6 protein-coding genes are annotated in these 6,000 nt (G+C 42.8%); all 6 read left to right on the forward strand.

All coding sequences use genetic code 11. The features are described 5' to 3' along the window. Positions 1-70: 70 nt before the first annotated feature. The 6 genes from AWV70_RS21770 (at position 71) to yugI (ending at position 5,714) form a co-directional block, all read left to right on the forward strand. The gene (locus AWV70_RS21770) at positions 71-331 is read left to right on the forward strand and encodes a DUF1871 family protein (protein ID WP_201024441.1); all 261 of its coding nucleotides are present in this window, start codon (positions 71-73) and stop codon (positions 329-331) included. A 103-nt stretch (positions 332-434) separates the two neighbouring features. Beyond that, positions 435-989, forward strand: a complete 555-nt coding sequence (locus tag AWV70_RS21775) for an RNA polymerase sigma factor (protein WP_060210573.1) — start codon at positions 435-437, stop codon at positions 987-989. Then, positions 979-3,162: a hypothetical protein gene (locus AWV70_RS21780; RefSeq protein ID WP_060210574.1), complete on the forward strand. Its 2,184-nt coding sequence runs from the start codon at positions 979-981 to the stop codon at positions 3,160-3,162. The genes AWV70_RS21775 and AWV70_RS21780 overlap by 11 nt, the downstream gene beginning before the upstream one ends. 81 nt (positions 3,163-3,243) lie before the next feature. Next, positions 3,244-4,986 carry an RNA polymerase sigma factor gene (locus AWV70_RS21785; protein WP_060210575.1) on the forward strand — a complete coding sequence of 581 codons (1,743 nt, stop codon included), beginning with the start codon at positions 3,244-3,246 and terminating at the stop codon, positions 4,984-4,986. A gap of 80 nt (positions 4,987-5,066) precedes the next feature. Next, positions 5,067-5,228 (forward strand): hypothetical protein, encoded by a 162-nt coding sequence (locus AWV70_RS24000; protein WP_160327709.1) that lies wholly within the window; start codon positions 5,067-5,069, stop codon positions 5,226-5,228. Positions 5,229-5,339: 111 nt separating this feature from the next. Then, positions 5,340-5,714: a S1 domain-containing post-transcriptional regulator GSP13 gene (yugI, locus tag AWV70_RS21790; protein ID WP_060210576.1), complete on the forward strand. Its 375-nt coding sequence runs from the start codon at positions 5,340-5,342 to the stop codon at positions 5,712-5,714. Positions 5,715-6,000 lie beyond the last annotated feature (286 nt).

A 6,000-nucleotide genomic window follows, 5' to 3' on the forward strand; every position in this document is an offset into this window, starting at 1 on the left:
TTTCCTTTTTTCTTTTTCATTACTATGCTATCATAAATGAAAGAAAAGAAAAAAATAAGGTGACTCAATCGTGCAAACAATTGAAATGAATAAAAAAGCAATTTTGCTGCTTGAAGAATGGGATCCTTTTAATGCTGGCAGAAAGGCGTATGAACTTGAAATTGCCGATGTTGTGGCGGAGCTCCAAGTTCTTGATCACCCAACTGATCTTGCAAAACGAATCCGTGAGATTTATGAACATTCTTATAAGCTTTGGATTCCGATAGAGAAATGCATGCAAATAGCTTATAAATTATTGGCGATAAAATATGAAGCAAAATGTATAGTCTAACAATGGCCGCATCTACAAAAAAGTAGATGCGGTTTTTTAGATGAAACAATTATATTATACCTTTCGTATCATCATCAGAAGAGATAGAGAGTGAGGGGGCATTATGGAAGAGGCTGATTTGATCGTACGTGCGCAAAATGGGGAACGGGAAGCATTTGCGCAACTGATGAACATGCACTATAGAACGGTGGAGAAGTTCGCGTACCAATGCGGCGTGCGCCTTGACGATATTCCCGATGTGACACAAGAAGTGTTCATTAAGCTGTATAGGTTTCTGCCGCAATTCAACCAACAGCGATTCACGACTTGGTTATATAAAATCACGTTAAATTCAGCACGCGATTACTATCGGAAAGAGGGAAGGGAAACAGCGAAGGAGGAGCGGATGAAAAAATCCGGCAACGAATCTGCCCAACAATCTGCAGAACACCAAGTCCTTCTTTTTGAAGAAGATCGTGAATTACATGAAGCCATCGTGCGATTGGATGAAAAATATAGGATACCTCTTATTTTGTTCTACTTTCAAAATTTAACGTACCAACAGATTGCGGATGTCATGAATATAACGATGGCAACAGTGAAAACACGGATTTTCAGAGCAAAGGACAGTTTGAAAAAAGAGATGGACATGAAGGGAGGGGTAATACATGGCCAATGACAATTTTGAGAAACGGATGGAGTTTTTGAAGAAGTCGTATGAACGTGTACCTTCCTCATTTGATCCGGATGAAGTGTTCAGGAAAATCGACGCAGAAGGAAAACGGCAACCACCTGAACAGAAAAAAGTAACCAAAAATGGTATGAGACAGCGTATCACTGTATGGGCGATAAGCATTGCAAGTGTTTTCCTCATCGGACTTATCGGAGCGGGATATATTGCGGATCAAAAAAATTCCGAAGAGGAAATCGTTGATTCGGCGGAGCTTGATGAATACATCGAGAAATTGAAAGCAAAGTATGAAGAGGAAAAGGAAAAGCGGCGGGAGATGCTGAAATTGGATGAAAAGCATTTCAAGCTGTACGCGGGATCGAGTTCAATGTCATTGCTTGATATGGAAAGCTTCGTTACGACTACTAAACAAAATGCTAATGCAAAAGAAATCGTGTTACAACAATATGATCAAGCAATCGAAGGATTAAAGTTACCATCAGAAATGATACAAGATCTGAAGAACAATCCATTAAAAGAAGATGAAGTGGGAAGTATCGAATTTTTAGCGACATACCGTAAAAAAGTGACAAGCCTTATCGCCATTTATGATCAGATCGTCGATGAAAACAGCGAAGCAATTCGGGCATTTGAAGTGTCTTCATCTTCCGATAAGGCTGAAATAATGATGCTTACAAGCAAAAGCTTTCCGGAACAGCTGCAAAACATTATCAACACGATGAAGGAGCAATCCATCCGTCTGGAATCAGAAAAATATACAGAGGACATCGGCGCGCGGTACTACGAATCCCAGTTGCATCAAGAGCTTAGTTCAAATCTTCATCCCAATACGTATGGGTACAGTCGGATGCTGATCGATTCGCCATATATGTTTGGAGGCGTCCTTGAGCACCCGCTGCTTGAATCGAGCTCAATGATACAGGATATGGAGTATACCCTCATGAATGTGGAACAGGATTCTACTTTATATCCAATCTTACAATCATATTATAGTACATTGTTCAATGAAATCATGAAAGGCAGCGAGTACACAAAGCTCTTTGATGCGGATGGTGTATTGCTTCCTGAATACCAAGAGGCATGGAGAAATATGGCGGGCGGGGGGCAGGCTACTCCGATGCGTTACATTTTGGAGCCAATCATCAAAGAAATGGAGGCCTCGGACTGGAAGGAATCGGCAAGTTGGGACTCCCTGAATTACTATGACTTGGAGGAAGCACTCGTCCTCCACCGGGAAGGAAAGCTGGAAGAGTACATGTATGGGGAAAGACCGGATTTCCAAGATGTTGCCATTCAATTGCCAGATGATTCATTCGAGAAGGAAGTTCAAGCATTGTACACCGACTTCAAGAAAACGTACGACAAATCTGTTTTAAAGGGTGTTTCACCTGTTCATGTGCTAAAGGTTTTTGACTATGCGAATGAACGTGAGGACCCTATAACGATGTATCATTTGATCAATGAAAACATTTTGAAGTATGACGAATCCGGAACAGAGTATACATCTGAATATTATGTGGAAAAATGGCGCAAAGGCATTTCGTACTTTTGGAATGCCACGGAAGTGCGATTTGACGGGCAAGCGGTATTCCGCGATGGTCAAAATTTCCATAGTGATGTAAGGTTTACTGGCGTGGACTGGCAGATTCCGATGGTTTTTACTGAACAAGGTGTTTGGGAAGTTGGAATAAAGAGTATGTCTGACCTCCCGTTATATCATATGAGCCCCGAAATGGATTTCCAAGATGAAATCATGAGTATGAGTGCTTTTTACTATGAAGGACTAATTGGCACTGACAATGTTGATAGCTATTTGAGATGGAGTCAGCCTTTGGATGTCCTCGGCATGTATTTCTATGCAGGCAGTGAAGGCTTCTATGAAACGCAGTATGAGCTGTTCTATCAAGGCGAGGGAACTGACGTTGTTGATAAAGAAACGTTTTTGGCAAATCCCGAGTCGTATTTCCTGCCATACGACGATAAAATGTATAAGAAAGCGTCATTCCAAGGACTGGAGCGGGACGAAGACGGAAACTGGCCAGGCATCGCGACACTTACAGTCGACGCAGAACTCTATCCGGACCTCCCTCCCGAAAGGAAATTTCATATGTATTGGGGGAAAGACGGGTGGCGTGTAAAATTCAATCCGCTTGAGCAATAACAAAAGTGTAAAAGAGGAAAGACTGCCGAAATATGGCGGTCTTTTTTCTGTCTATTTGGTATAGTTGAAGGAGGTATAGTCTTGCAACGGGAAGTGGGGATCGGGTTGGAAGTTTTAAAGAGAAGAATTCTTCACGGGGACCAGGAGGCTTTCAAGGAATGGATGGATGTGCATATTCAGTCGATTGAGCGATTTGCTGTACAGTATGGAGCTTCGTTGGAATTGGCTGGAACAGTGGCGGAGACGGTATTTAGAAATATATATGAGCGTCTTGGGGATGTTACAGAGGCTGATTTGAAAGAATGCACTCTTTTTGTAACTGCCATAGGGGGGGTGGACGGTAGGCAAAACGCCGAAACGTCGGGCGGTTTATTCTCATTCGAAGAGGATGATGAGCTGCACCGCCGATTGGTTGGTATGCCAAAAGAATACCGAGTTCCTTTCATTCTGGATCGTTTCCACAACAAAACATCTATGCAAATTGCGGAGATAACAGGAGAGACCGAGCAGCACGTTGAACAATCTTTGACTAAAGCCTATTCACTAATGGATGAGCCCAACTTGGATAAGAAACTGGATTTTTTGAATAGGTCTTATGAAAGAATTTCAACATCCTATAATGAAATGAATATATTTCGTTCAAAAGTGGAAGAATCCCCTCCAGTTGAACAGGAAAACGAAACAGATAAAAAGAAGAAACCGTATTTGTTTTGGGGAATGGGGGCGGGCATCCTACTAGTATTATTATCAATTATCACCTATACAAACAGCGACGCTTATCAAGTGAAAGCTGCTGAGAAATTCATGGAAAAGGCAAAGGATTCATTTCAAGAAGAACTAGAGCGTAACCTGCAACTGGCCGGTCTTCCTGCTCCTGAATTTCTTAGGAGAGACATTTATGCTGAAACATACGGGGAAGATACAAGAAGGAAATTTGACTGGTTCATTGCTGGCTTGAAGGATCAATTGGAGAGAGACGGCAGGATTGATAAGAAAAACGCGAAATCAGAATTGGACTCACTGATTCACGAGCTTATGATACCTTCAGAAATGGTGGCGAATTTATCCGAAAAGACTTTAGTAAATAATCAAGGGAAGAGTATGGATTTCGTGAATGAGTATGCCACGAAAATGAGTACGTTAATGAAATCTTATATGCATATACTTGCACAAAATGAAAGTCTCATTCGGGAGAGTGGACGGAATGATGAGGGAGGCTATGATTTAGAAACCTTTTATGCGAAGAAGTCGGATTATCCCGAAGCGTTTCAGCGAGCGATTGACGGCATGGAAGCGCAAGGCTTTATTTTAATGAATGATATGAGCATGCTATCAGAGTATGCATACGTATATCCGAATACTGGCACTCCGGATCTTTCCAAGGTCCTTCATGAAAACTTGCATCCGGATACAAGCATTTATCTGGCAATACTAATGGGTGATTTGTTCGATATCCAAAACCGTTCAATCGGCGAGCAAACGGATCTTCTGCTTCAGCTCGAAAAAGGGTTATCTCAAGCTGCAGGCTACGAAGAGCTTTATTCCCTCACTTTTAATGCGTATATCTCGATGATCTATTCAGTCACGGGAATGGGCGGCTACCATGAAATCCGCGATTCCACTGGAACTATCAAAGAGGAATACAAAGAGGCATGGACACGGATTGCTTTCAATGGGAAGAATTCACCTGCCGGTCAGATGATGAGGCAAGTTGTAATAGAAATGGAAGATTCAGGCTGGACAATTTCTGCATATCTTGATAGATTTCAGTATTTTTTTATAGAAGGAGAGTTCAAGAGAATCATGGGAGAACTGAAGAAGTGAAGTGTAATGTGTAGTGGAGGGGAATGGATGGACAGTTTACAGAGCAAAATTCTGACTGGAGATCAGGAAGCATTCAATGAATGGATAAAATTACACATAGAAGCAATCGAGCAGTTGGCGGTGCAATATTGATTGACGCTGCTAAATGGGAGCGACTTGCAATAATCGGAGGGAACTATCCTGCTTCACTTGTCATGAAAACAGTAAATGAAATCAAAGAAGCAAGAAAAAGAAATGAGTGAATCTTTACAATTTAACTGCTGGATATTTTGATTGGGAAGAGCTTTCTATGGTATAATTGCGGATGGCCGTATAGGCAGATTCGATACCAAAAAGATTGGGAGCTGTTTCACATGGGAAAAAAATATGAAGTGGGGGAAGAGTTGACTGGCAAAGTGACGGGCATCCAGCCATATGGAGCATTTGTCGCACTTGATGAAGAGACGCAAGGTCTCGTTCATATTTCGGAAATCACGTATGGGTTTGTCAGGGATATCAATGACTATCTAGCTGTAGGCGATGAAGTGAAAGTGAAAGTGTTGGAAGTCGATCATGGTGCAGGAAAGATCAGCCTGTCCATTCGGGCACTTCAAGAAGCGCCAAACAACCATAATAAACCAGTCCGACCCCGCAAATCGCTGCAAGATAAAGTGAAAGAGCACGATGCGGAAGGCTTCAATTCATTAAAAGACAAACTGAAAGACTGGATCGATCGTTCGGGGTATTAACAAAAGCGGAGGATGGCGGTTAACAGAGGTTCGCAGTCTAAGTGCGCCGCGTCCTGCGGCAACGACTGCATGACCGGCTTCCTGCCTGCCTCAGGCATAAGGCGGATTCGCGAAACGGCGGCCTTTGCCGTGCAGCGGAGCTGACTTATGACCCGAGCAGTTGCCATCCGGAGTCTAGACGGTAACAAAAGCGAAGGGCGCCTGCCTAGAGGCGATGGGCATAAGGTGAAGATGCGTCGTGGCGCTTTTTGCCACAGAGCAGATTTGACTTATGACCCCGAGCCTC

It is taken from the genome of Sporosarcina koreensis (assembly GCF_001531445.1).
GTDB lineage: Bacteria > Bacillota > Bacilli > Bacillales_A > Planococcaceae > Sporosarcina > Sporosarcina koreensis_C.